Source organism: Acidiphilium iwatense (genome assembly GCF_021556475.1).
Taxonomy (GTDB): domain Bacteria; phylum Pseudomonadota; class Alphaproteobacteria; order Acetobacterales; family Acetobacteraceae; genus Acidiphilium; species Acidiphilium iwatense.
Genome location: NZ_JAKGBZ010000033.1, coordinates 18170 through 41437, shown reverse-complemented (window position 1 = coordinate 41437; position 23268 = coordinate 18170). Strand labels below are relative to the sequence as shown.

The 23268-nt window shown below is 65.0% G+C and carries 25 protein-coding genes and 1 pseudogene; 13 read left to right on the top strand and 13 right to left on the bottom strand.

What is annotated here, in order from left to right:
- Positions 1-329: 329 nt before the first annotated feature.
- Positions 330-1064 (top strand): annotated as a pseudogene (locus tag L2A60_RS14740) (EAL domain-containing protein); the annotation flags it as partial.
- A gap of 354 nt (positions 1065-1418) precedes the next feature.
- On the opposite strand, the gene L2A60_RS14735 reads toward L2A60_RS14740, so the two are convergent.
- Complete coding sequence (locus L2A60_RS14735) at positions 1419-1910, bottom strand: DUF721 domain-containing protein (protein WP_235705217.1); 492 nt, start codon at positions 1908-1910, stop codon at positions 1419-1421.
- An 11-nt stretch (positions 1911-1921) separates the two neighbouring features.
- On the opposite strand from L2A60_RS14735, the gene mutY reads away from it, so the two are divergent.
- Together mutY and L2A60_RS14725 are read left to right on the top strand one after the other, a co-directional pair.
- Positions 1922-2953 carry an A/G-specific adenine glycosylase gene (gene mutY, locus L2A60_RS14730; protein WP_235705216.1) on the top strand — a complete coding sequence of 344 codons (1032 nt, stop codon included), beginning with the start codon at positions 1922-1924 and terminating at the stop codon, positions 2951-2953.
- A 59-nt stretch (positions 2954-3012) separates the two neighbouring features.
- Positions 3013-3774, top strand: coding sequence for a bestrophin-like domain (locus L2A60_RS14725; protein WP_235705215.1), 762 nt, complete (start codon positions 3013-3015; stop codon positions 3772-3774).
- Positions 3775-3787: 13 nt separating this feature from the next.
- On the opposite strand, the gene L2A60_RS14720 is transcribed toward L2A60_RS14725, so the two are convergent.
- The gene (locus L2A60_RS14720; RefSeq protein ID WP_235705214.1) at positions 3788-4129 is read right to left on the bottom strand and encodes a hypothetical protein; all 342 of its coding nucleotides are present in this window, start codon (positions 4127-4129) and stop codon (positions 3788-3790) included.
- Between the two features lie 86 nt (positions 4130-4215).
- Between L2A60_RS14720 and L2A60_RS14715 the strand changes: the two genes are divergently transcribed.
- From L2A60_RS14715 to L2A60_RS14705, 3 genes are read left to right on the top strand one after another with little or no spacing between them, the layout of a single operon-like run.
- Positions 4216-7152 (top strand): N-6 DNA methylase, encoded by a 2937-nt coding sequence (locus L2A60_RS14715; protein ID WP_235705213.1) that lies wholly within the window; start codon positions 4216-4218, stop codon positions 7150-7152.
- 36 nt (positions 7153-7188) lie between these two features.
- On the top strand, positions 7189-7479 hold the full coding sequence (locus L2A60_RS14710) for a nucleotidyltransferase family protein (protein ID WP_235705212.1): 291 nt from the start codon (positions 7189-7191) through the stop codon (positions 7477-7479).
- A complete protein-coding gene (locus L2A60_RS14705; RefSeq protein WP_235705211.1) occupies positions 7476-7838 on the top strand; it encodes a HepT-like ribonuclease domain-containing protein in 363 nt (120 codons plus the stop codon). Before L2A60_RS14710 ends, L2A60_RS14705 begins: the two co-directional genes overlap by 4 nt.
- Positions 7839-7965: 127 nt before the next feature.
- Here L2A60_RS14705 and aceA read toward each other — a convergent pair whose 3' ends face one another.
- On the bottom strand, positions 7966-9351 hold the full coding sequence (gene aceA / locus L2A60_RS14700; RefSeq protein WP_456237173.1) for an isocitrate lyase: 1386 nt from the start codon (positions 9349-9351) through the stop codon (positions 7966-7968).
- 213 nt (positions 9352-9564) lie between these two features.
- Between aceA and L2A60_RS14695 the strand changes: the two genes are divergently transcribed.
- Complete coding sequence (locus L2A60_RS14695) at positions 9565-10971, top strand: helix-turn-helix domain-containing protein (RefSeq protein ID WP_235705210.1); 1407 nt, start codon at positions 9565-9567, stop codon at positions 10969-10971.
- 94 nt (positions 10972-11065) lie between these two features.
- On the opposite strand, the gene L2A60_RS14690 is transcribed toward L2A60_RS14695, so the two are convergent.
- Genes L2A60_RS14690 through L2A60_RS14670 form a run of 5 tightly spaced genes read right to left on the bottom strand, consistent with a single transcriptional unit; the run spans position 11066 to position 13781 of the window.
- Positions 11066-11644, bottom strand: coding sequence for a hypothetical protein (locus L2A60_RS14690; protein WP_235705209.1), 579 nt, complete (start codon positions 11642-11644; stop codon positions 11066-11068).
- A gap of 52 nt (positions 11645-11696) precedes the next feature.
- On the bottom strand, positions 11697-12239 hold the full coding sequence (locus L2A60_RS14685) for a gamma carbonic anhydrase family protein (RefSeq protein WP_235705208.1): 543 nt from the start codon (positions 12237-12239) through the stop codon (positions 11697-11699).
- Positions 12240-12266: 27 nt separating this feature from the next.
- Complete coding sequence (locus L2A60_RS14680) at positions 12267-12749, bottom strand: DUF1178 family protein (RefSeq protein ID WP_235705207.1); 483 nt, start codon at positions 12747-12749, stop codon at positions 12267-12269.
- Positions 12746-13003 carry a glutaredoxin 3 gene (grxC, locus tag L2A60_RS14675; RefSeq protein WP_235705206.1) on the bottom strand — a complete coding sequence of 86 codons (258 nt, stop codon included), beginning with the start codon at positions 13001-13003 and terminating at the stop codon, positions 12746-12748. The genes L2A60_RS14680 and grxC overlap by 4 nt, the downstream gene beginning before the upstream one ends.
- Before the next feature lie 52 nt (positions 13004-13055).
- Positions 13056-13781: a ComF family protein gene (locus tag L2A60_RS14670; RefSeq protein ID WP_235705205.1), complete on the bottom strand. Its 726-nt coding sequence runs from the start codon at positions 13779-13781 to the stop codon at positions 13056-13058.
- Between the two features lie 60 nt (positions 13782-13841).
- Here L2A60_RS14670 and L2A60_RS14665 point away from each other — a divergent pair, with 60 nt between their 5' ends.
- Positions 13842-14621: a methyltransferase domain-containing protein gene (locus L2A60_RS14665; RefSeq protein ID WP_235705204.1), complete on the top strand. Its 780-nt coding sequence runs from the start codon at positions 13842-13844 to the stop codon at positions 14619-14621.
- Here L2A60_RS14665 and radC read toward each other — a convergent pair.
- The 4 genes from radC to L2A60_RS14645 form a co-directional block, all read right to left on the bottom strand.
- The gene (gene radC / locus L2A60_RS14660) at positions 14616-15329 is read right to left on the bottom strand and encodes a RadC family protein (RefSeq protein ID WP_235705203.1); all 714 of its coding nucleotides are present in this window, start codon (positions 15327-15329) and stop codon (positions 14616-14618) included. The genes L2A60_RS14665 and radC overlap by 6 nt on opposite strands.
- A gap of 82 nt (positions 15330-15411) precedes the next feature.
- On the bottom strand, positions 15412-16203 hold the full coding sequence (map, locus tag L2A60_RS14655; protein ID WP_235705202.1) for a type I methionyl aminopeptidase: 792 nt from the start codon (positions 16201-16203) through the stop codon (positions 15412-15414).
- Positions 16204-16252: 49 nt separating this feature from the next.
- A complete protein-coding gene (locus L2A60_RS14650) occupies positions 16253-17470 on the bottom strand; it encodes an MFS transporter (protein WP_235705201.1) in 1218 nt (405 codons plus the stop codon).
- Positions 17471-17545: 75 nt separating this feature from the next.
- Positions 17546-17956, bottom strand: a complete 411-nt coding sequence (locus L2A60_RS14645) for a rhodanese-like domain-containing protein (protein ID WP_235705200.1) — start codon at positions 17954-17956, stop codon at positions 17546-17548.
- A gap of 88 nt (positions 17957-18044) precedes the next feature.
- On the opposite strand from L2A60_RS14645, the gene L2A60_RS14640 reads away from it, so the two are divergent.
- From L2A60_RS14640 to L2A60_RS14620, 5 genes are all read left to right on the top strand, one after another.
- Positions 18045-19058: a cysteine synthase A gene (locus L2A60_RS14640; RefSeq protein WP_235705218.1), complete on the top strand. Its 1014-nt coding sequence runs from the start codon at positions 18045-18047 to the stop codon at positions 19056-19058.
- Between the two features lie 72 nt (positions 19059-19130).
- Positions 19131-19580, top strand: coding sequence for a DoxX family membrane protein (locus L2A60_RS14635; RefSeq protein WP_235705199.1), 450 nt, complete (start codon positions 19131-19133; stop codon positions 19578-19580).
- 4 nt (positions 19581-19584) lie between these two features.
- Positions 19585-20031, top strand: coding sequence for a cupin domain-containing protein (locus L2A60_RS14630; RefSeq protein WP_235705198.1), 447 nt, complete (start codon positions 19585-19587; stop codon positions 20029-20031).
- Positions 20028-20933: an SMP-30/gluconolactonase/LRE family protein gene (locus tag L2A60_RS14625; RefSeq protein WP_235705197.1), complete on the top strand. Its 906-nt coding sequence runs from the start codon at positions 20028-20030 to the stop codon at positions 20931-20933. The genes L2A60_RS14630 and L2A60_RS14625 overlap by 4 nt, the downstream gene beginning before the upstream one ends.
- On the top strand, positions 20930-21682 hold the full coding sequence (locus L2A60_RS14620; RefSeq protein WP_235705196.1) for a VOC family protein: 753 nt from the start codon (positions 20930-20932) through the stop codon (positions 21680-21682). The genes L2A60_RS14625 and L2A60_RS14620 overlap by 4 nt, the downstream gene beginning before the upstream one ends.
- Here L2A60_RS14620 and L2A60_RS14615 read toward each other — a convergent pair.
- Positions 21663-23231: a GMC oxidoreductase gene (locus tag L2A60_RS14615; protein ID WP_235705195.1), complete on the bottom strand. Its 1569-nt coding sequence runs from the start codon at positions 23229-23231 to the stop codon at positions 21663-21665. The two genes, L2A60_RS14620 and L2A60_RS14615, sit on opposite strands and share 20 nt — an antisense overlap.
- Positions 23232-23268 lie beyond the last annotated feature (37 nt).

Here is a 23268-nt window from a genome sequence, read left to right as displayed (position 1 = left end):
TCGCCGCATGGGAGCGCACCCGCAATAGGGATCACGTCAAGGCCAACTGGCACTTCACCACCGCAAACGCCCGCATCAAACTGAAGCGGCTATACCCCGCACTATGAGCGACTCGGGGTACTATGTGATTTTTCAAGAATTCTCCGTCGATAAGTGCATTGGTGTGCTCATGTCTCGTTGTGCTGGACTGGGGTTATGCGGGATCTCTCTGAATGAAATTGATTCAGCCCTTGTCGTCGTGATCCGTCGCATCTTGCAATGAGGTTGGCGAACAGGGGTTTGCCATTGGGATTCGGCATTAGGCGCCGACAAGTGGGCATTCGCTTGACATGTCAGCCGATCGGCGCCGGTCGATGATGGGGAGTAACGTCGCGCGATCTCGTTATCGTGCCCTGGTGGCCGAAGATCGTATCGAGGTGCATTATCAGCCGATCATCGCGGTGCGCCGCGGCGAGGTGATCGCGATCGAGGCGCTGGCCCGGCTGCGCGACGGCGACCGGCTGATCCAGCCGGACGCCTTTCTCCCCCAACTAACCGCCGAGGACCGGGAGATTTTGTTCCAGAGCGTGCTGCGCCGGGGCATCGCCTATTTGCGACACCTCGCGGCGGTCGCACCCGCGCTCAGCCTGTCGATCAATGTCGATGCCGAGGTTCTGTCGCGCGGTTCGGTGTCGGCGACGATCGAGGCGGCGCTGGCGGCAGGCTCGATCTTGCCCGGACGGTTAATCGTCGAACTGCTCGAAAGCCATGAATTTCCCGATCTCGGAATGGCGCGCCACGAACTGGAGATCCTGCGCCGCGCCGGCGTGGCGATCGCGATCGACGATCTCGGGGTCGAGTTCTCGACCCTCAAGCGGGTGCAGCGCCTGCCGGTCGATTACCTCAAGATCGACAAGGCGTTTCTTGCCGATGTCGCGCAGAACCCGAATGACCTCGTCTTCCTCGCCGCTTTCGTCACGATGGCGCAGGAGCTTGGCATGAAGCTCTGCGTCGAAGGCGTCGAGACGCTCGACATGCTCGATGCGCTGCGCATCATGGGTGCGCCGATGGTGCAGGGCTTCGGGATCGCCCGGCCGATGCCGGAAGCCGCGCTGTCGTCCTGGCTCGCCGGCGGCGCCGGCCGGCCGATCAAGGGACCGCCGCGAACCATGCTCGGCGCCTTCGCGCTGCATACGCGCTGGCTCAGGGTGTTTCTGTTCGCGCCGAACGAAGCCTCGCTGGTGCATTATCTGCGCCGCGATTCGAAATTGTCACTGGAGGGATTCCTGCGCCGCGCCGGGCTCGACCGGGCGCCGCTGGGCGTCGCCTATGCCGATCTGATGGCGCTGACCGATCAGGACACGCTGAAAACCGCCGCGGTTCATGCCGCGGCGGAGCGGGTGCGCGTTCTGCTGACCGAGGCGGTGATCGCGCATGGCCTATCCAAGGCCGGAACTCCGGCGCGTGCGAAGGCCGCGCGCCAGCCGCGCCAGGGCATCGCCGATCGGTCCGTCCGGCAGGGCGGCGGCATCCACCGGAGCGACGAGAGCGGCGCCGAGCTGATCGCGTCCGATTTCTGACCGGCCCGGCTTCACGCGATCGGCGGCGGGCAGGCTGACGAAGCGCAGCCGCGCGACGATCTGGCCGCCCAAGGCGAGATTGATCCGCGCGATCAGGGCCGGCGCCATGTGCTGAAATTCCAGCGCGTCGGGGCCGGCGCAGCCGATGGTGAGCGTGCCGGCGGCGCATTTCACCGGCAGGCTGCGCGCCGCGATGCCGGGACCGACGACCGCCGGCCAGTCTTCAAGCAATGTCGCGAGCGCGGCGCCCCGGCGGCGCAAAGCGGGGCGCAGCACCGGCGCGATCAGCGCGGCGATGCCGCGCGGCGCATAGTGCCGCGCCGGCTCGACAGGCGGGGCTTTTGCCGTCACTGAGCGTTTCCGTGAGCCTTGATCCGCCATCCTCAGCACTTCTGCTCCGCTGGTATCGCGCCCATCGGCGCGAGCTGCCCTGGCGCGCAGCACCGGGCGTGCGCGCCGATCCCTACCGTGTCTGGCTCAGCGAGATCATGCTGCAGCAGACCACGGTAGGCGCGGTGATACCGTATTTCCGCCGGTTCATCGAGCGGTTTCCGACGGTCGCGGCTTTGGCGCAGGCACCGGAAGACGATGTGCTCGGGCTCTGGGCCGGGCTCGGCTACTATGCCCGCGCCAGGAACCTGATCGCCTGCGCCCGCGTGGTCGCCGGGATGGGCGGATTTCCCGAAACGATCGAGGCATTGCGGGCGTTGCCGGGTATCGGGGGGTACACGGCGGCGGCGATCGGCGCGATCGCTTTCGATCGTCCGGTGGTGCCGGTGGATGGCAATGTCGAGCGGGTGGCGGCGCGGATATTCGCGATCGAGGCATCGTTACCGAAGGCGAAGCCGACAATCGCGGCCGCGGCCGCGCGATTGGGCGAGCAGGCCGCGGCGCGGCGCGCGCCGAGCGATTTCGCCCAGGCGCTGTTCGATCTGGGCGCGACAATCTGCACGCCGCGCAATCCATCGTGCATGATCTGCCCGTGGCGTGACGCTTGTAGCGCGCATCGGCGCGGCATCGCGGAGGAGTTGCCGCGCAAGGAGAAAAAAGCCGTGCGGCCGGTGCGGTTCGGCACGGTCTTCCTGCTCCGCGACTCGGTGGGAATGATCGGGTTGCGCCGCCGGCCACCCAAGGGGCTGCTCGGCGGCATGTTCGAATTGCCCGGAACGGACTGGGAGAGCGCAATGCCCGAGACCGAACCGCCAATTGCCGCGACCGACTGGCGCGATGCCGGCACGATCCGCCACGTATTCACCCATTTCGAGCTTTCGCTTCGGGTGATGGCGGCCTCGGTCGTTGTTCTGCCGCGCGGTTTGACCGCCGCTCCCGTCGATACGCCGATGCCGACATTGATGCGCAAGGCGGTTACCGCCGGTCTGGCGGCGCTGCGTTAGAGCAATTCTGATGGCGCCGGGCGGTTGCGCCGTTCGATTCGGCATTGCACACTGTGCGGATGCGCATCGTTATCGATCATCCGCCGCTGCTCGCCCTGATCATGGCCGTTCTGCTCGGGTTCGCCACCTGGCTCGGCCAGCGTCTGGCCGCCGACGATGCCGGGTCGGAAACACCGCTTGGGCCGGTGCAGGGCGCCGTGCTCGGCCTTGCAGGGCTGATGCTGGGATTCAGCTTCAGCATGGCATTGTCGCGCTACGAGCAGAGGCGCTCGCTGGTGGTCGACGAAGCCAACGCGATCGGCACGACCTATCTGCGCGCCGGCCTGCTCGCGCCCGATCTGCGCGATGCGGCGCGGCCTTTGCTGCGGCGTTATGTGACGGCGCGGCTGGCCTATTTCGGGGCGGCCGAGGATCGTCACGAAATCGCCGCCGCCGAAGCCTCGGCCGCGCGGCTGCAGGTCGCACTCTGGCGCATCGCGGAACAGGCGTCAGCGGTGGCACCGAACGCGATCACCGGCAGTTTCATCCGTTCGCTCAACCAGACGATCGATCTCGAAGCGGAGCGCGACGCGGCCCGGCACAACCGCCTGCCGGGAACGGTGTGGGTCGTGCTGATCACGGTGACGGCGGGGGCCAGCTTCTTCACCGGGCTGCTGCTGCGGGGCCGGTATCGCGCGACCCTTGCCGCGCTGCCGGTGATCCTGGCGATCGTTCTCGGCCTGATCGCGGAGCTGGATACGCCGCGCGCCGGGCTGCTGACCATCAGTCAGCACAGCATGGAACGGCTGGAGGCGAGCTTGCGGCCCAATGCGGTCCGTTAGTCGCGAGGAGGGATCAGAGCCAGCGTCCTGGGCAGGAATAGATCATCGGCGTCCAGGGTTCCTCGATCAGGGCATAGAGCCGGCTGATTTCCTTGGCATAGGCGATCATCGCGGCGCGGCCCTCCTCGGGCGGGAAATTGAACGCCATGCCGTTGAAGGTTTCCTCGGCCAGCAGCGCGTCGGTCAGGTTCTTCCAGGGGAAGATTTTTGCCTCCCGCACCTGCTTCAACTGCGCCTGCAATTGCGGGCGGCGGATCTCCAGCATGTAGTCTTCATAAACGTAGCGCGCGGGCCGGGATTCGTCGTCAAGCGAGGCGAACATATCCGGCTGATCGCGATGGCTGGAACGGCTCATGACGCCACCCTAGCCGATTCGCGCGCCGGCGTGTAGGGCAGACGGCAATGTCGAACCAATGGCGCCGCGATAATCTGCCCGAAATCATGACCCGCCTTGCCGCCCGGCCTGGGCACGAGGCGGTGCGCACCCTGATCGGGGACATATTGCGCAACGGCTTCGGCATCGCCTGGAGCGAGATCGACCATGAAGTGCGGCTGCCGCGCGTGCATGGCCGGATCGACACGATGTTCGCCGGCACGGTGTTCGAATTCAAGCGCGACCTGCGCCAGGAACTGGGCGATGTCGAACGCAAGCTGCCCGACTATCTCGCCGAGCGGGAGCGTCAGACCGAACGGAAATTTCTCGGCATCGCGACCGACGGCGCGACGTTCATCGCCTATGAATGGACCAACGGAGCGCTGGCCGAAATCAGCCGCCACGTCACCAGGGCCGATCAGGGGCCGGCCCTGCTGGCATGGCTGGAACCGGCACTCGGCGCGCGCGACGATCTGCCGGCGGAACCGCTCTCGATGCAGCGCGCCCTGGGCCGCGACAGCATGGTGTTCGGCCATGCCCGGCGGGTGCTGGCGGCGCTCTGGCAGGATTTCGCCGGGCATCCCGAGGTGGCGCTGAAGCGCCAGCTATGGGACGGGCTGCTGCGCGAGGTCTATGGCACGCCGATCGGCGATGACGGGCTGTTCCTTCAGCACACCTATCTGACCATCATCGCCAAAACCATCGCGGCGGCGATTTTCGAGCTTCCCGCCACCGGGCCGGAGGCGATTTTGTCCGGTTCAGCCCTGGCGGAGGCCGGTATCCATGGCGCGGTCGAAAGCGATTTTTTCGACTGGATTCTGCTCGATCAGCGCGGCCGGGATCTGGTCGCGCGCATGGTGGGCGAAATCCGCCGGTTCCGGTTGCAGAGTGCGCAGACCGACGTGCTGAAGGCGCTCTACGAAAGCCTGATCGACCCGGCGCAGCGCCACGATCTCGGCGAATACTACACGCCGGACTGGCTGGCGGCGAAGCTGACCCGCGCCGTCGTCACTGCGCCGCTCACCCAGCGCGTGCTGGACCCGGCCTGCGGTTCGGGCACGTTCCTGTTTCACGCGGTGCGGGCGCTGCTCGGCGCCGCCGAGGCGGCGGGGTGGGGCAGGCGGGATGCGCTGCGCGCCGCCTGCGCGCAGGTGCATGGCATGGATGTCCACCCGGTCGCGGTGATTTTCGCCCGCGTGACCTGGCTGCTCGCGCTCGGCCCGGCCCTCGGCGGGGCGCGCGATCTGATCACCGTGCCGGTCTATCTCGGCGATGCGCTGCAATGGAACGTGGTCGATCTGGGCGATGCGCAGGAGGTTCGCGTCGCGGTGCCGAACGCGAAGCCGCTGACGATTCCGGGCGGCTTCGCCGAGGAACAGGCGCGGTTCGAGCCTGCCTTGCAGGCCCTGACCGATGGCCTGGCCCATGCCGAGGCGCCGGCGACGGTATATCGGCAGCTCCGGCACATCGCGGGCGTGACCGCGCAAGACGCCGAGACTCTGCGCGATACCTATGCCCATCTCAAATCGCTGTACGATGACGGGCGGGACGGCATCTGGCCCTATGTGATCCGCAATCTGCAACGGCCGTTATGGCTGTCAAAGCCGAAGCAGCGCGCCGATGTGGTGCTCGGCAATCCGCCCTGGGTCGCGTTCCGGTTCATGAGCGCGGGCATGATGAAACAGGTTCGCGAGGCCTGTAAAAAACGGAATCTCTGGGTCGGCGGCGTGCTGGCGACCCAGCAGGATCTGTCGGCGCTGTTCATGGCGCGCGCGGTGGAGCTTTATCTGAAGCCGGGCGGGCGGATCGGCTTCGTGCTGCCCTATGCCGCGCTGAACCGGCCGGCCTATGCCGGGCTGCGCGCGGGCGATTTCGGCACCAACGGATCGCTGCGGATCACCGAGGCCTGGAGCTTCGACGAGCGGGTCAAACCGCTGTTTCCGGTGCCGGCTTCGGTGATCATCGGCACCCGCGCGGATGCCGTGGGGTTACCCGCCCAGGTCACCCGCTATGCCGGCGTGCTGAACCGGCGCGACGCGACCGAGGCCGAGGCGGACAAGACGCTTGTCGCGCGGCGGGATGTCTGGCCGCCGATGCCGACGCTTGCCGGCGTTTCGGCTTATCGGGCGCGATTCCGGCAGGGAGCGACCATCGTGCCGCGCCGGTTCTTTTTCGTCGAACGCGCGGAGGCCGGCCGGTTGGGTGTGAACGAGGCCGCGCCGGTGGTCGAGGGACTGGCCGGCGCGCTGGACAAGGCGCCGTGGAACACGCTGACCCCGCCGCGCGGGCCGGTGGAAAACCAGTTTCTGCGCCATGTGCTGCTCGGCGAAAGCCTGGCGCCGTTCCGGCTGCTGCGCACGCCGCTGGCGGTTATTCCGGCCGATGGGCTGAAGGTTCTGGACGCCAAGGACGCCGCCGCCTACGGGCATATCCATCTGGCGCGCTGGCTGCGCCAGACCGAGGCGGCGTGGGACGCGAACGCGCGGAAGGACGGCGCCGGCAAGCCGAAAATGACGCTGCGGCAGCGCTTGGATCATGTGCGAGGATTGTCGCTGCAACTGCCGAACACCGGATTGCGGGTGGTTTATGCTGCGTCCGGCACCTTACCAAGTGCAACTATTGTCGAAAATCCTGAATACTTGGTGGAGCATAAAGCCTACTGGACAGCGCTGCGTTCGCGCGCTGAGGGGCAATATCTCTGCGCGATCATCAATTCGGAAGCGGCGCGCAGGCGAATTACTGATATGCAGTCGAAAGGCCAGGGCGGCGCGCGGGATTTCGACAATCTGGTCTGGGAATTGCGTATCCCGGAATACGATCGCAAAATTGCCCTGCACCGCGCCCTCGCGGCGGCGGCCGTCGAGGCGGAGAGCATCGCGGCCAGGGTCGAACTGGCGGAAAGCGCCTATTTCACCACCCAGCGCCGTGCCATCCGCGATGCGCTGGTCGCCTCCGGCGTCGCCACGAAAATCGACGCCCTGGTGGAACAATTGCTGGAAGGTTGAGGTCGGGAACACGGGAATTATGGTATATCGGCACTCATGAAACCGTCGATCGCCCTTCATCACAAACGCGCCGCCGTGAGCGAGGCTGCGAGCCGCTTTCGCGCCGCAAACCCGCGCGTCTTCGGCTCGGTGCTGCATGGCACCGACCATGAAGACAGCGACCTCGATCTGCTGGTGGATGCGCTGCCGGGAGCAACCTTGTTCGATCTGGGCGGCCTGCAAGCCGAATTGGAAGACCTGCTTGGCGTTCCGGTCGATTTGCTGACGCCGGGCGATCTGCCGCCGCGGATTCGGGAGATCGTGCTTGCGGAGGCATCTCCCGTATGAGCGGGAGCCGTGTCGGCGATTATCTCCGCCACATGCGCCAAGCGGCGTCCGATGTGTGCGGTTTTGTCGCTGGTCTGAGCAAGGACCAGTTTCTTGCCGACAAGCGCACGCAACAGGTCGTCATCATGAGCATCGTCATTCTTGGCGAGGCCGCAACAAAGATGATGGATCGGTACCCCGAGACCGCCGAGCGATACCCTGGAGTGCCGTGGCGCAATATGCGCGGGATGCGCAATCGTATCGCGCACGGCTATTTCGATATCAACCTCGATGTTGTCTGGGAAACCGTGCAGACGGCGCTGCCGGAGTTGCTGGCCTGTCTGACCGCCATCGAACAAGAGGTAACTGAAGGCGACTGATCGCGGGCGAAGAGTGGAGTGGTGGCGACAGTGATCACCAAAAAATACCCCGGAGCAAAACTCCGGGGTCAGTTGACAGGATCGGTATCGGCGGGGTGCCGATACCGCGGGGAAAAAAGTTAACCGATCACCGATCCGGGGCGCTGACCGCCCAGCGATGATGGTGGACCAGCCCGTCGTCGTGGCCGGGGCCGGGAGCGGTGCCATCGTCGTTATCGTGGAACTGTTCGGTTTCGGTGCTGCCGGCCATCGCCGTGGTCGAAGCCTGGCCGGAGGAAACCGCCATCGACACCGCGTCGAAATAGGAGGTGCCGACCTCGCGCTGATGGCGCGTGGCGGTGTAGCCTTGCGGCTCGGCGGCGAATTCCGCCTGCTGAAGCTCCGAATAGGCCGCCATGCCGCGCTCCGAATAGCCCTTCGCGAGCTGGAACATCGAATAGTTCAGCGAATGGAAGCCGGCCAGGGTGACGAACTGGAACTTGTAGCCCATCGCGCCGATTTCCTGCTGGAAGGACGCGATCTTTTCCGGGCTGAGCTTCTTTTTCCAGTTGAAGCTGGGCGAGCAGTTATAGGCGAGCATCTTGCCGGGGAACTGCTTGTGGATCGCCTCGGCGAACTGGCGCGCCTCGTCCAGATTCGGCTCGGAGGTTTCCCACCAGAGCAGATCGGCATAGGGCGCGTAGGCGAGGCTGCGGGCGATCGCGTATTCGACGCCGAGACCCGGCTTGATCCGGTAGAAGCCTTCCGGCGTGCGCTCGCCGGTGATGAACGGGCGGTCGCGCTCATCGACATCGGCGGTGAGCAACTGCGCGGCGTGGCTGTCAGTGCGGCAGAGCAGCACGGTCGGCACGCCTTCGACATCGGCGGCGAGGCGGGCGGCGTTCAGGGTGCGGATGTGCTGGGAAATCGGCACCAGAACCTTGCCGCCGAGATGGCCGCATTTTTTCTCCGACGCGAGTTGGTCCTCGAAATGCACGCCGGCGGCGCCAGCCTCGATCATCGCCTTCATCAGCTCGTAGGCGTTCAGCGCGCCGCCGAATCCGGCCTCGGCATCGGCAATGATCGGCGCCATCCAGTAGGTCTTGGTGTCGCCCTCCATGCGGGAAATCTGATCGGCGCGGCGCAGCGCGGAATTGATCCGCCTGACCACCATCGGCACCGAGTTCACCGGATACAGCGACTGGTCGGGATACATCTCGCCCGAGATGTTGGCGTCGGCGGCGACCTGCCAGCCGGAGAGATAGATCGCCTTCAGTCCGGCCTTGACCTGCTGCATCGCCTGATTGCCGGTGAGTGCGCCGAGCGTGTTCACATAGGGCTCGGTCTTGAGCAGGTTCCACAGCCGGTTGGCGCCCATTTCGGCCAGAGTGTGCCGGACCCGGAAATTGCCCGCGAGCTTTTCGACATCGGCCGGGGTATAATCGCGCTTGATGCCGGCGAACCGATCCGGCGCGACGGACATGCCGCCGGGCAGGCCGTCGGGGGAACGGGTCGGGGTCGGGAACGGTGCCATGGGTCTCTCCTGATGCAGCGCGATAGAGGCAAGCCTGCGTGGTAACGGGTTGGTTTTTGGCGTGACTGAAGTGGGTCAAATATTTACGCTGCAACTGCGAATGTCACGCGGATTCTTGGCATGAAATGGCGAAACCCGTGGCGATATTGACTGTAAAGTTTTTCAATGTGTAAACTTTGAAAAATTCCTCCAAGGCTCCGAGGCAAGTGTTCCATGTCCAAACCCTTGATCGGCCGGATCGTTCGCCGCCTGCGCCAGGAACAGGGCCTGACTCAGCAAAAGCTCGCCGCAAGGCTGGGAATCTCGACCTCGTATCTCAACCTGATCGAGCACGATCAGCGCGGCGTGACCGCGGCGTTGCTGATCAAGCTGACCGAGACGCTGCAGGTCGATCTCGCGTCGCTGTCCGGTTCGGACGAGCGGCAACTGGAACAGGCGCTGCGCGAAACCTTCGCCGATCCGCTGCTCGGCGCCGAACCCGTGCCGGATTCGGAGGCGCAGATCCTGGCCGCCTCGGCGCCGGCCGCGGCGCGCGCCGTGCTGGCGCTCTACCGGGGCTTTCAGGCAGCGCGGGAGGAAACCGGTGGGATCACCCTGCCCTCGGGGCGGAAAATCCTGCTGCCGAACGAGGAGGTGCGGGATTTTTTCCACGAGCACGCCAATCATTTCCCCGAGATCGAGGCCGCCGCCGAGGCGATGGGGGCCGAGCTGCCGGCGGCGGCGCTGGGGATGAACCATGCGCTGGCGGAACGGCTGCGCCACAAGCATGGGCTCGTCGTGTCGGTGACGCCGCTGCCCGGCGCGCTGCGCATTTACGATCCGGCGTCCCGGCATTTGCGGCTGTCGGAAACCTTGCCGCGCGAAAGCCGGGGATTCCAGATGGCGTTTCAGCTCGGCTTGCTGGAGGCCCGCGATCTGGTCGAACCGATCGTCAAGCGGGCGGCGATGACCACGCGGGATGCCGGGGAATTGCTGCGCATCGGCCTGATCAACTATTTCGCAGGGGCCGTGCTGATGCCCTATGCGCCGTTTCTCGACGCGGCGGCATCGCTGCGCCACGATGTCGAGCATCTCGCGATGCGGTTCGGGGTTTCCTACGAGCAGGCGTGCCACCGGCTATCCACTTTGCAGCGCTCCGGCGCGCGGGGCGTGCCGTTCTTCTTTCTGAGGATCGATCCGGCGGGAAATGTCTCGAAGCGGTTTTCGGCGGCGGGGTTTCCGTTCGCCCGGTTCGGCGGCAATTGCCCGCGCTGGGTGGTGCATTCCGCGTTCGCGACACCGGGCACGGTGCGGGTTCAGGTGGCGCAATTGCCGGATGGCGCGACCTATCTGTGTTTCGCGCGCAGCATTACCGCCGCGCCAGCGCATTGGGGCGAGCCGCCGGCGACCCGCGTGGTGGCGATGGGCTGCGACATCACCCGCGCGTCCGAAATCGTGTATGCCGACGGGATCGATATCGAGCGCGCGGCGGTGGGGATCGGGCTGACGTGCCGGCTGTGCGAGCGTCAGGAATGCCGCTCGCGCGCGTTTCCGCCCCTGGCGCATCGGCTGGCGCTCGATGTTTCGACCACCAGTGCGAGTCCGTATCGGTTCGAGCCGGCCAAGAAATCCAGAGCGTGATGCCTTTCAGTCGATCACGCCTACTCTTTGTTTGGGCGAGCAATTTCATGGCCTTGCGGATCGCTTCGCGATTTCCGCTTAAAGCCATTTTGCTCTATCGGCTGAACGGCGGCAATCCGCTACCGCCGGGGAACAGGTACCGGCTGGCGAACATCGTCGCCTGATTGGCGAGTGGCACCGGCGGGAAATGCGCGAGGACGGCAAGGGTGTGCGCCGGCGGGAAAGTGAACCCAGGGCTGGCCAGCGCTTCCAGCGCGCCGGGACGATTGCCGTGCCGGAGCTGATGGGCGGCGCCGACCATCGCGTCGATCACCGTTTGCGAGGGCGTGCCGGGGGCGATGCCGAGGATGCGCCGGACCCGGCCGCGCGCGGCGAGCATTTGCTGTTTCGCGAGCGAATTCATGCCCAACCAGCGCCCGCCGGTGGCGAACTGGCCGGCCATCGCGTCGAGCGAGGCGACGGCGAGCGCCATTTTCGCTGGCCGTCCCTGCATCGCTCCGGGATGGGCGAAGGCATCGGTCGCCGCGTCGGTAGCGGCGATCGCCGGGTCCTCGCCGATGATCCGGTTGCCGAACGTGTCGGCGGGCAGATAGCCGGTGGAGGGCGAGGGGGTTTCGAGCCCGCAGCCGGCGAGGGCGAGCGACAGCAGGGGAACGATCATCAGGCGGCGCATGGCGACCCTCCGGCCTTTACATAGGATGTGAGCCTCCGATGGCGAGGGCCGATCACAAAGCTTTCAGCCCTTGCCTGAACCGGACGGCCTGGGCGGCGTAGTGCGGCGCGATCTGGTCGTGCAGTGCGCGTTCCGCATCGCTCATCACGCGCATCAGCCTGGCGGGCGTGCCCATCCACAGTTCGTTGCGGCCGATCCGCTTGCCCGGCTGCAGGGTGGAATGGGCGGCGAGCATCCCACCTTCCTCGATCACCGCGCCGTCGAGCACGATCGCGCCCATGGCGACGAAGGCGCGGTCGTGCAGGGTGCAGGCATGGACGATGGCGGCATGGCCCACGGTGACATCCGCGCCGATCCGGGCCGCGAATTCGGCGCCCGCATTGACGTGGATCACCGTGCCGTCCTGGATGTTGGTGCGCGCACCGATGGCGATCGTGTTGGTGTCGGCCCGCAAGGTGCAGTTGAACCAGATATTCGCACCCTCGGCGACGCTGACCGCGCCGATCACGACGGCGCCGGGGGCGACCCAGGCGGTTTTATGAATCTCGGGCCGCACGCCGTCGAGTTCGAACAAAGCCGGTTTCGTATCGAGCATCACGAGGTCTCTTGGGTTGGGGCGGGATCAGCTATCGGCGCGCGGAACCCAGGGGATGCGGGCGACGTCGATCCCGTCTTCGGCCAGCGACTCGGCATCGGCCTCGCTCGCTTCGCCATAGATGCCGCGTTTGGGTGCCGAGCCGTCATGGATGCGCCGCGCTTCGGTCGCGAAATCGCCGCCGACATAGTCGCAGCGCGCCTCCACCTCGGTGCGGAGCCGGGCGAGCATGGCGCGCAATTCGTCCGGCATCCGGCCCGCGACGGCGGTGCCGGATTTCTGCTCGGTTGCCGCCGGTTCCAGTTCCGCAGCCTTCTGGGCGGCAGGTGCGATCGGTTCGTGGCTCTTGCCGCCGATCCGCGGCGCCATCAGCGCGCGCGATACCTCGTTCATGCCGCAGCGCGGACATTCGAGCATGCCGCGCGCGGCCTGCCGGTCGAAACTGGCGCTGGTCTTGAACCAGCCGTCGAACTCATGACCGGATGCGCATCGGAGCTGATAATGAATCATGCGGCGAGCAGCGAATCGAGCTTCCCGCCGCGCTCCAGCGCGACCAGGTCGTCGCAGCCGCCGATCGCCGCGTCATCGATGAAGATTTGCGGGACGGTGGTGCGGCCGCCGGAGCGCTCGATCGCTTCGCGCCGCGCCGCCGAGCCGTAGGGCGCGTCGATCTCGGTGAAGGCGATGCCCTTGTCGCGCAGCAGGCGGACGGCAAGGCTGCAATAGGAGCAGAAAGGCTGGGTGTAGATTTCGATATTCGGCATGCGATGTCTCCAGCCGTTCACATACGCGAGACGGATGATATCGCAAGAGTATTTACGTTTCCTGAATATCTGCCACGCGCGCCAGGGCAAGCACATCGACCGCTCCGGCGCCGGCTTCATGGAGCGTGGTGGCGCAGGACGAGGCGGTGGCGCCCGAGGTCAGCACGTCGTCGATCAGCAGGATGGTGCGGCCGGCGATCTGCGCGGTTCGATGCCGGCGGACCGCGATCGCGCCCTTGAGCGCGGCTTCCCGGTCGTGTTGGTCTAGCTCGGCGAGTGGACGGGTCGCGCGGATGCGGGCGAGCGCGTCGATGAGGACCGGCTTTTTGGTGAGCCCGCCGAGCGCGCGGGCGAGCTGGCCGGCCTGGTTGTAGCCACGTGCGGCGAGCCGGCGGCGATGCAGCGGCACCGGAACCAGCCAGTCGGCGCGGGCGAGCAGATCGGCGCCGGGTCGCAGCAGCAGGCGGGCAAGGCCGGATGCGGCCTCCGGCCGATCAGTGTATTTGAACGGCAAAATCAGACGCTTCGCCGCCGGGCCGTAGCGCAATGCCGCGCGGGCGGCGCGAAAGGCCGGCGGGTCCCAGTCGCACGCGGTACAGAGCGGGGCGGGTTCGGCGAGCGGCAGGCCGCATTGGCCACAGAACGGGGCGGTGATGAAATCGGCCTCGGCGAAACAGGCGGCGCAAAGCTGACCGTCACCTGTCACCGGCTCGGTGCAAGCGAGGCAATGCGCCGGGAGCAGAATGTCGAGCGTGGCGCGGGCGAGGGATTTCAGCACGAGCCCAGTCTGCCAGCGCAGGGGTTTTCCGGTGGCTCGGATCGCGTCACAAGCACGGCGATGAACGACATGCTGATTTTCGAACGCGCCGCCGTGCGCGCCCATCGCGATCGGGCGGCGAACCAGCTCGACCGGGTGCGCCCGGTACTGGACGATCTTGCCGCGCGCGTGCTCGACCGGCTGGATGACACGGCCCGGAAATTTGCCACGGCACTCGATCTCGGTGGCCGCGGCGCGGTCGCGACGCTGCTGGCGGCGCGCGGGGTCGCGGTGGTCTCGGCCGATCTTTCGCCTCGTATGGCAAGGCAGGCCGGCGGGTTCGCCGTGGCGGCGGACGCGGAATTCCTGCCTTTCGGCGCCGCCAGTTTCGACCTCATCGTCGCGCATCTGTCGCTGCACTGGGTGAACGATTTGCCGGGTGCGCTGATCCAGTTGCGGCGGACCCTGAAACCGGAAGGGTTGTTTCTCGCCAGCCTGCCGCTGCTTGGCACGCTCGGCGATTTGCGCGCGGCGCTGATCAAGGCGGAGGAAGCGCTCACCGGCGGCGCCTCGCCACGGGTGTCGCCGTTTCCCGATCTCGCCGATTGCGCGGGGCTGATGCAGCGCGCGGGATTCGCGCTTCCGGTCGCGGAACGCGAGGTGATCGACGTCGAGTATGCCGAACCGCTGGCGCTCCTGCGCGATCTTCAGGCTGCGGGTGAGACCAACGCGACGATCGCGCGATCCCGGCGGATTCCGCCGCGCGCGTTGTTTCCCGCCGCACTGGCGGCGCTGGCACCGGATGATGGGAAGCTGCGTGTACCCTTGCACATGGCGGTTCTGACTGGCTGGGGTTCATAGCAATCCAAGGCGCTTGAGGCTGACCCATTTGCCGTTGCCGATGATCACGTGGTCGTGCAGCACGATCGAAAGTGCGGCGGCCGCCTGCTTGATCTCGCGGGTCATCGCGATGTCCTCCTGCGAGGGCGTGGGGTCGCCGCTGGGATGGTTGTGCACCAGGATGATCGCTGTGGCATGGTGATCGAGCGCGCGCTTGAGCAGTTCGCGCGGATAGACCGGCGTGTGGTTGATCGTGCCCTGCGATTGCACCTCGTCAGCGATCAGCCGGTTGCGGTGGTCGAGGAACAACACGCGCGCCTGCTCCACCCGTTCGCGCGCAAGCACGGCGGTCAGGTATTCGATCAGCCGGTCCCAATGGTTCAGGATCGGCCGGTAGATCACCTCGGCGCGGACCAGGCGGAGCGCGGCGGCCTGGACGATTTTCAGCGCGGCGGCGCCGGCTTCACCCAACCCCTCGACGGCGAGCAGTTCGGCGATCGGGGCGGCGATCGCCTGGGCGTAGGAGCCGAATTTGGTCACCAGGGCACGAGCGATCGGCTTGGTGTCCCGCCGGGGCAAAGCGAGGAACAGCATCATTTCCAGCACTTCATGATCGGCCAGGGAGTCCGGCCCGGCCTTCAGCAGCCGCGCGCGAAGGCGCGAACGATGGCCGGCGGCGCCATGCACTTCCGGCGTATCGATTTCGTCCGCCGCCGGAGACAACAGCAATTCATCGGATGAAGACTTTGTCGTGTATAGACGTTTTGACACACGTCTAGATTGTCATAGCCCGTAGGCTTTGGGAAGCAGGTCAGGCGGGTTTGGCCTCGTTCGCGCCGAGAGTAAATATTTCGCAGCCGGTCTCGGTGATGCCGACCATGTGTTCGAACTGGGCGGACAGGCTGCGATCGCGGGTCACCGCGGTCCAGCCGTCGTCGAGGATTTTCACCTCGGGGCGGCCGGCGTTCACCATCGGCTCGATGGTGAAGAACATGCCGGGCTTGAGCAGCGGTCCGTCGCCAGGGCGGCCGAAATGCAGCACGTTGGGCGGTTCGTGGAAACGCCGCCCGATGCCGTGGCCGCAGAAATCGCGCACCACGGAGAAACGCTGGCTTTCCACATAGACCTGGATCGCATGGCCGATATCGCCGAAATGTGCCCCTGGTTTCGCCGCGGCGATGCCGCGCATCAGCGATTGGTAGGTGACATCGATCAGCCGCCGCGCCTTGGTCGAGGCCGTGCCGGCGACATACATGCGGCTGGAATCGCCATGCCAGCCATTGAGAATGACGGTGATATCGATATTGAGCACGTCGCCGTCCATCAACGCGCGGGCGCCGGGAATGCCGTGGCAGACGACGTGGTTGATGGAAATACAGGTCGATTTCGGAAAGCCGCGATAATTCAGCGGGGCGGGGATTGCGCCGCGCGCGATGATATAGTCATGACAGATCGCGTCGATCTCGCCGGTGGTGATGCCGGAGCGGACATGCGCACCAATCATGTCGAGCACGTCGGCCGCCAGCGCGCCCGCCGCACGCATCGGTGCGAAATCCGCTTTGGTGTGAATGGTGATGTGGCGCTGTTCCGTGCCGCCGTCCATTACGGATGCTCCACGGCGGCCGGGCCTGTTCGTAGAATCGACATGCTCGCTACATGACCTCCGCCGGGCGCGATGGCAAGATCGCCAGATGCCGCGCGATCGCAAGCCCAATGAACAGCATCAGCGCGATCATCGCGACCACGCCACCCCAGCCGGTGTGGCTCCAGGCGATGCCGCCGATTGAGCCCATCACGCTGGAGCCGAGGTAATAGAGGAACAGATAGAGTGCGGCGGCCTGGGCGCGCGTGCCGCGCGCCTGCGATCCCACCCAGGAACTCGCCACCGAATGGCTGGCGAAGAAACCGAAGGTGACCAGCGCGATCCCGAGCACGATGACCGGCAGCGATGACGACAGGGTGAGCAGCGCGCCCAGTAATTCGATGCCGATTCCCGCCGGCAGCACACGGGCACGGCCAAGCCTTCCTGCGAGATCGCCCATCCAGGCCGAACTCGCGACACCGACCAGATAAACCGAGAAGATCAGCCCCACCGATGTCTGGGATAAACCGAAGGGCGGACCCATCAGCCGGAAGGTGATGTAGTTATAGACGGTGACGAAAGCTCCCATGATCAGGAACGCCTCGGCGAACAGCAGGCGCAGCGCCGGGTCGGCGAGATGGGCAAGATAGGTTCGGGCGAGCCCGCCAAGCACGAGCGGGCGGCGGGTGAAATGCCGCGACGGCGGCAGGCGCGCGGCGAATATCAGTCCCGACGCAAGGCCGATGGCGCCGATCGCGACGGTCGCCCAGCGCCAGCCGACGGCATCGGCCAGAATTCCGGTCATCAGCCGCCCCGCCATGCCGCCGAAGCCGCTGCCGCCGACATAGAGTCCCATGGCGAGCCCCATTGATCCTGGATGCATTTCCTCGGCGAGATAGGCCATGGCAACCGCCGGCAGGCCGGACAGCACGAGGCCGATCGCCGCACGAAACGCGAGAAACAGGCCCCAATGCGGGATGGCGGCGGATGCGATGGTCAGCAGCGCCGCGCCGATGATCGACCCCGCCATGATGCGCTTGCGGCCCCAGGCTTCCGACAGCGCGCTGGCGACCAGAAGTGCTGCGGCCAGGGTGAAGGTGGTCAGCGACAGCGCGAGGCTGGCACCGATCGGGCTTACCCGGAAGTCCCGCGCGAACACCGGAAGAAGCGGCTGTACGCAATACATCAGCGCGAAGGTCGCGAAGCCGGCGGCGAACATCGCGAGGTTGACCCGGCGGAAGGCTGGACTGTTGCGATGGATGAAATCGACGGGCGGGGCGTCGGTCATCCGGGATCAATGGCAGGTCCGATGGCCTATGTTCCAGGTTGGTCGGCGCACATCAGACGATCATGCCGCGCGTGGCTATTTCTGCGCCCAGGGCAGCCCGTCATGCTTCCAGCCGGCGACATGGCCGCGATGGCCGCGCTGGTCGTGCGGGCCCTCGAACCCATCCTTGATGTTGTAGACATGCTTGAACCCGGCCTCTTTCGCGGCGCGCGCGGCAGCCAGGCTGCGTCCGCCGGTGCGGCACATGAAATAGATGTGGTGATTCGGCCCGATCCCCGCCTGTTGCAACTGGTCGAGGAATTGCGGGTTCGGCTGCATGGTCGGAAACACCTGCCACTGGATCGGTACCGTCTGTTTGCCCGCCTGCGACAGATCGGGCATGCCGACGAAATTCCACTCCGCCGTGGTCCGCACGTCGCAGAGCACCGCGTCGGGATTGCTCATCAGGGCTTCCCAGACCTGTTTCGGCGCTACATCTTCGACCATATCGTCCTCCATCACCGGGATCGCTATCCCATTGACAGAGGTTGGCCGAGACAGGCGCGTGATGCAAGACAGGATCAACAACGAGGGGATGCGCGTGACCGCACTTCAATCCACCACGATCGCGGACGGCCTGATCGGCGCGATCGGCCATACGCCGCTGATCCGCTTGCGGCGCGCCTCCGAGGCGACCGGCTGCACCATTCTGGGCAAGGCGGAGTTCATGAACCCCGGCGGGTCGGTGAAGGATCGCGCCGCACTCGCCATCATCGAGGATGCCGAGGCGCGCGGCCTGCTCAAGCCGGGCGGGACGATCGTCGAGGGCACGGCGGGCAATACCGGCATCGGCCTTACGCTGGTCGCCAATGCACGCGGTTATCGCTGCGTGATCGTCATGCCGGACACCCAGAGCCGCGAGAAAATCGACTTCCTGCGGATGATCGGCGCCGATCTGCGCCTGGTGCCGGCGAAACCCTATCGCGATCCGGGCAATTACGTGCATGTGTCACGGCGGATCGCCGAGGAGACCGGCGGGTTCTGGGCCAATCAGTTCGACAATGTCGCCAATCGGGAAGGGCATCGCCTGACCACCGGGGCGGAAATCTGGTCCCAGACCGGAGGGCATGTGGATGCGTTCACCTGTTCCTGTGGCACCGGCGGCACGCTGGCCGGAGTGGCAATGGCGCTGAAGTCGCACAAGCCGGACGTGCGGATTGTGCTGGCGGACCCCGAGGGCAGCGGACTTTACGGTTGGATCAAGTCGGGCGATCTCACGCCGAACGGCTCGTCAATCACCGAGGGGATCGGCCAGTCGCGCGTCACCGCCAATCTTGACGGCGCGCCGATCGACGATGCGGTGCGAATCGCCGACGCCGAGGCGGTGGAACAGGTATTCGACCTGATGACCCACGAAGGGCTCTCGGTCGGCGGTTCGACAGGCATCAATGTAGCGGCGGCGCTCCGGGTGGCGCGCGATCTCGGGCCTGGACATACCGTGGTCACGATCCTGTGCGACGGCGCCTCGCGCTATCAGTCGAAACTGTTCAATCCTGAATTCCTGAAGGGCAAGAGCCTGCCGGTGCCGCCCTGGCTGGACGAACGGTAGGTTATTGGACGGGTTGTCCGGCCTGATCGCGGTGACCATATCTGGCCCTGCGCGTGCGCGATGGGGTGGATCATGCTGGTGACGTTGGGTGTTCGCTATTTGCTGGTGGTGCTGTTCTTCCCGTTCAGCGCGCTCGACAAACTGCTGAATTTCCGGGGTGCGGTCGGGCAGGCGCAGGAATTGTTCACCGTCCCGATCCTTGCCGTTTTTTCGATTCTGACGGGATTGTTCATCGAGATCGTGATGTCGATCGGAATACTGACAGGCACGGCGGATCGGTTCGCCGCCCTGATCCTCGCACTGTACTGTATGGCGACCGCGGTGCTGTTCAAGCGCTTCTGGGCGCCGGGCGATTTCTGGCGCGCGGGCGAAAGCAAGGGGCGCGATCTGTTCTGGGATTTCCTGAAGAATTTTTCCCTGGCCGGCGGGTTCCTGCTGATCACCTTCGGCACCACGGTTCACGGGCTCGATGTGTTCCTCGCGCACCCGTTCGGCTCGACCCATCCTTATGCGGGAAGCTAGAAATATGTCCGACGAAACACCGAAAATTCCATACTGGTATCTCTGGACCGACGAACACGGTGTCAGCCACCAGAAACGCTGCGTGCTGACCGATTTCGAGATGAAGGCGATGGGTCCGGGTGCCGCGCCGCAATGGCAGGGCAGCAAGACCCATGGCGGCATGGCCGTGATGGTGACCATCCAACCGGTCGGCTGGGTAGGGGAATGGCACGAAAACCCGCGCCCGCAATGGATCATTCCGCTGTCCGGGCGCTGGTTCGTCGAATCGATGGACGGCACGCGCGTGGAAATGGGGCCAGGCGAAATCTCGTTCGGCGAGGATCAGAACACGCGGAAACTGGATGGCCGAACCGGGCATCGATCGGGGACGATCGGTGATGAACCCGCCGTGCTGATGGTGGTGCAGTTCGACGCGCCGCCCACGATCGGGCAACCCTGCCGGTTCGCATGAACGATTTTGTCGTCATCGATCAGCGGTTTTTGCGCTATATCCTTGATAACGCTGAGTTGGAGAAACTGGCGAGCGGTTTTCGCTGGATCGAGGGACCGGTCTGGATGGGCGATGCGAATTGCCTGTTGTTCCAGGATCTGCCGCGCAACCGCACGATGCGCTGGAGCGAGGACCATGGCCTATCGGTCTATCGCGCGCCGTCCGACTACGCGAACGGGCAGACGCGCGACCGCGAAGGGCGGCTGATCGCTTGTTCGCATCGAGGGCGCTGCCTCTATCGCACCGAACACGACGGCCGGCTGACAAAACTGGTCAGCCACCACGAGGGAAAACGGTTGAACGCGCCGAACGACGTGGTGGTGAAATCCGACGGTGGCATCTGGTTCTCCGATCCCTTGTACGGGCTGATGACCGACTATGAGGGCGGACGGCAGACTTCCGAGCAGCCGCCCGCACTCTATCGGTTCGACCCCGCGAGCGGCGAGATCGCTGTGGCGGCGGATGATTTCGACGGGCCGAACGGATTGGCGTTTTCGCCGGATGAAAAGCGCCTTTACGTAGCCGAAACCGGGGACCAGAGCAAGTCAAACCCGCGCCAGTATATCCGCGTGTTCGATGTCGGCGCGGATGGCAAGTCGCTGCATGGCGGCGGCATATTTCATAAAATCGAACCCGGCTATGCGGACGGGTTCCGCGTCGATGAGGATGGCAATGTGTGGAGCAGCGCCGCCGATGGCGTGCATTGCATCGCCCCTGACGGCACACTGCTTGGAAAGATTCTGGTGCCGTATCGGGTTTCCAATGTTACCTTCGGCGAACTGCACAAGAACCGTCTGTTTATCGGCGGTTCTCACACGCTCTATGCGATTTTCCTGAACACCCGCGGCGCGCAGATGCCATGATAGCCGGTATCGTGCTGATGGCACGCAATCCTGAGGCGCTTGCGGATTTCTATTGCCAGGCTCTGAGGTTTGACCGGATCGATGTTGGCACGCTTGGTCTGGGCGCGCAGCGTGTTCATCTCGTTGCGGCATCCGGTGCCGGTTATCCGCAACCGCGTGCCAGCAACGATCCGTGGTTTCAGCACATCGCCATTGTCGTGACCGATATTCGGACGGCGTATCGCCGCGCGCTCGATCATGGAGCGACGCCCATTTCGATCGATGGCCCTCGGCACTTGCCAAAGTCGTCGGGCGGCGTCACCGCCTGGAAGTTTCGTGATCCCGAGGGGCATCCGCTGGAATTGCTCGCGTTTTCACTTGAGACTTGCCCGGATTATTGGCGCGATCGCAGAGACGATGGCCTGTGCATCGGCATCGATCATTCGGCGATCGTGGTGGCCGATACCGCACGGAGCATCGCGTTTTATGCCGGGTTCGGATTCCAGGCGACGGCACATTCAACTAATCGCGGTGCCGAACAGGCCGCACTCGACGGATTGGCCGACCCACTCGTCGCCGTCACCGCGCTGACTTTGCCAGACCGCGATCCGCCGCATCTCGAATTGCTCGAATATTGCGCGCCATTGACCACCCGGCCACGCAATCCATGGGAGATCGACGACGTCGCGGCAACGCGCCTCATGTTAGTAGATGGGGAGTCCGTGTTGCTGCGCGATCCCGACGGACATTTTATCCAAGCCGTTCCTTGATCCGATCGGCGACGCGCAGTGCGTTGGCGATGATGGTGAGCGTCGGGTTTACCGCGCCGATCGAGGGAAAAAAGCTTGCGTCGGCCAGATAGAGATTGTTAATTTCGTGGGTCCTGCAATCACTATCGAGCACCGATTGCGCGGGATCAGCGCCGAAGCGCGCGGTGCCGGCCTGATGCGCGGTGCCGCCAATCGGGATGTTTTTGCCGAGATAGAGTGAGCGTTCAAGTAAAGCGAGATGCGGCCCGGCGGTGCGCATCGCAATCTCCAGCTTGTGCTTGAGCCGGTGATGCGCCTCCATGTTGTTCGGCTCCAGATCAAGGAACACGCGGCCGTCGCGATGCAGCGTGATGCGGTTTTCTGGGCGCGGCAGATCCTCGCCCGACAGCCAGAAATCCATCGAATGCCGCGCCATCGCCTCGAACGGCATGTCGGGCATGAACTGCAACCAGGATGGTAGGGACTCGCCGCGGATCTGATCGGCGTGCGAGGTCGCGCACATTTGAATCAAGCCGAGCGGAAACTCCCAGTCATCGGCGCCGAAGTAATAATCGCTCACCGCCAGGGTTTTTTGAAACACCGTGTCGTTCGGCTCGCGCAGCACCGCCATCAGGACCGACTGGTTGTGGCGCATATAGTTGCGGCCGAGCTGATCCGAACCATTGGCGAGGCCGTTCGGATGCGCATCGTTCGCCGAACGCAACAGCAGCAGTGCTGAACTCAGTGCGCCGCACGCCGCCACGATGATATCCGCCGAATAGCGTTCGTGCGCGCCTTCGCGCTTCACGTTGACGGCGGATATCGTGCGCCCCCGCGCATCGGTTTCCAGGGTTTCGGCATAGGCGTTCGTCAATAACGTGACGTTATTATGAAGCCACAACATCGGGTCGATGCAGGAAATCTGTGCATCGGCCTTGCCATTCAGAAGACAGGGAAACCCATCGAATGCATCACAGCGGATGCAGATGCTGGTGGGGGTGGGTTTGCCGTCCTTCTCATCGAGCAAAATTCCGAGCGGCAGATGGAACGGGTGCAGTCCATCGTGTCGGAAGCTTGCCGCAAGCTCCTCGATGCGCGGCTCGTGGCTCACTGGCTGGTGCGGAAATTCCCCGCTCGCCCAAGGTTCGTTCGGGTCTTCGCCGCGCTGGCCGTGGACGTGAAACAGCCGCTCGGCCTCGGCATAATAGGGCTCGAACACGTCGTATTTCACCGGCCATTCCGGTGAAACGCCATCCTTGTGGAGGAGGGTTTCAAAATCCCGTTCGCGCAGGCGGAACAACGCTGCGCCATAGACCTTGGAATTGCCGCCGACAAAATAGTGCAGACCGGGCTGGAAGCTGTCGCCCTTGTGGTTGAACCAGGTTTCCTTGGTCTGATACGCGCCATCGACGAAGACCGTCTGCGAATCCCAGTTTTTCTGGCTGCGCGGCAGATAATCGCCGCGTTCGAGGATCAGGATGCGCTTGCCGGTGGGCGCCAGGCGCTGTGCGAGCGATGCTCCGCCCGGCCCCGAGCCGATGACGATGACATCGTAATGATCCTGCTCCATGATTGCTCCCGGCGTTGTGACACCACCGGAAGATAGT

Excerpts from the sequence above, each read along its gene's own strand:
- aceA (WP_456237173.1), bottom strand. The coding sequence starts at position 9,351 with ATGGCACCGTTCCCGACCCCGACCCGTTCCCCCGACGGCCTGCCCGGC.
- L2A60_RS14635 (WP_235705199.1), top strand. The coding sequence starts at position 19,131 with ATGCTGGTGACGTTGGGTGTTCGCTATTTGCTGGTGGTGCTGTTCTTC.
- map (WP_235705202.1), bottom strand. The coding sequence starts at position 16,203 with ATGGACGGCGGCACGGAACAGCGCCACATCACCATTCACACCAAAGCG.
- L2A60_RS14725 (WP_235705215.1), top strand. The coding sequence starts at position 3,013 with ATGCGCATCGTTATCGATCATCCGCCGCTGCTCGCCCTGATCATGGCC.
- L2A60_RS14615 (WP_235705195.1), bottom strand. The coding sequence starts at position 23,231 with ATGGAGCAGGATCATTACGATGTCATCGTCATCGGCTCGGGGCCGGGC.
- L2A60_RS14705 (WP_235705211.1), top strand. The coding sequence starts at position 7,476 with ATGAGCGGGAGCCGTGTCGGCGATTATCTCCGCCACATGCGCCAAGCG.
- grxC (WP_235705206.1), bottom strand. The coding sequence starts at position 13,003 with ATGCCGAATATCGAAATCTACACCCAGCCTTTCTGCTCCTATTGCAGC.
- L2A60_RS14720 (WP_235705214.1), bottom strand. The coding sequence starts at position 4,129 with ATGAGCCGTTCCAGCCATCGCGATCAGCCGGATATGTTCGCCTCGCTT.
- L2A60_RS14680 (WP_235705207.1), bottom strand. The coding sequence starts at position 12,749 with ATGATTCATTATCAGCTCCGATGCGCATCCGGTCATGAGTTCGACGGC.
- L2A60_RS14710 (WP_235705212.1), top strand. The coding sequence starts at position 7,189 with ATGAAACCGTCGATCGCCCTTCATCACAAACGCGCCGCCGTGAGCGAG.
- L2A60_RS14650 (WP_235705201.1), bottom strand. The coding sequence starts at position 17,470 with ATGACCGACGCCCCGCCCGTCGATTTCATCCATCGCAACAGTCCAGCC.
- L2A60_RS14630 (WP_235705198.1), top strand. The coding sequence starts at position 19,585 with ATGTCCGACGAAACACCGAAAATTCCATACTGGTATCTCTGGACCGAC.
- L2A60_RS14715 (WP_235705213.1), top strand. The coding sequence starts at position 4,216 with ATGACCCGCCTTGCCGCCCGGCCTGGGCACGAGGCGGTGCGCACCCTG.
- L2A60_RS14690 (WP_235705209.1), bottom strand. The coding sequence starts at position 11,644 with ATGCGCCGCCTGATGATCGTTCCCCTGCTGTCGCTCGCCCTCGCCGGC.
- L2A60_RS14695 (WP_235705210.1), top strand. The coding sequence starts at position 9,565 with ATGTCCAAACCCTTGATCGGCCGGATCGTTCGCCGCCTGCGCCAGGAA.
- L2A60_RS14685 (WP_235705208.1), bottom strand. The coding sequence starts at position 12,239 with ATGCTCGATACGAAACCGGCTTTGTTCGAACTCGACGGCGTGCGGCCC.
- L2A60_RS14665 (WP_235705204.1), top strand. The coding sequence starts at position 13,842 with ATGAACGACATGCTGATTTTCGAACGCGCCGCCGTGCGCGCCCATCGC.
- L2A60_RS14625 (WP_235705197.1), top strand. The coding sequence starts at position 20,028 with ATGAACGATTTTGTCGTCATCGATCAGCGGTTTTTGCGCTATATCCTT.
- L2A60_RS14620 (WP_235705196.1), top strand. The coding sequence starts at position 20,930 with ATGATAGCCGGTATCGTGCTGATGGCACGCAATCCTGAGGCGCTTGCG.
- L2A60_RS14645 (WP_235705200.1), bottom strand. The coding sequence starts at position 17,956 with ATGGTCGAAGATGTAGCGCCGAAACAGGTCTGGGAAGCCCTGATGAGC.
- L2A60_RS14640 (WP_235705218.1), top strand. The coding sequence starts at position 18,045 with ATGCGCGTGACCGCACTTCAATCCACCACGATCGCGGACGGCCTGATC.